This is a genomic window from Sphingobacterium populi, from assembly GCF_001586775.1.
Taxonomy (GTDB): Bacteria; Bacteroidota; Bacteroidia; order Sphingobacteriales; family Sphingobacteriaceae; genus Sphingobacterium; species Sphingobacterium populi.
The window spans coordinates 1-292 of record NZ_LQXS01000029.1 but is presented as its reverse complement, the minus strand read 5'-3'; the positions used below and the strand labels follow the sequence as shown (position 1 = coordinate 292).

General features: G+C 43.5%; 1 protein-coding gene. It reads right to left on the bottom strand.

Annotated features, from left to right (window positions below; all coding sequences use genetic code 11):
- Positions 1 to 233 (bottom strand): hypothetical protein (locus A0125_RS15240; protein WP_231863252.1); only part of this gene is annotated, 233 nt, incomplete at its 3' end.
- Positions 234 to 292 lie beyond the last annotated feature (59 nt).

Here is a 292-nt window from a genome sequence, read left to right as displayed (position 1 = left end):
CAAACTAGCAGAGCAATGATTTTCGGAATCTCACCAATATGGCTATAGGACGCGCCAATACCTACTACAAATAAAGATCCTAGCAATATCTGGATAAATCTGCCGCGATGTAAGGTGTGGATCACGAATGTTGTTTCGTTCGCTCCGACTGCTAGATCCAGCGTCGGTAGCAATTGTAACTTTGCCTGCTTGTACGTGAGCTCCAACTGATCCATAGACAGTTTCGCAACCATAATGTCGTTGTTATGCGCTAACGCTTTGTCGATTAAGGATAAAAGGATCTCATCCTTAA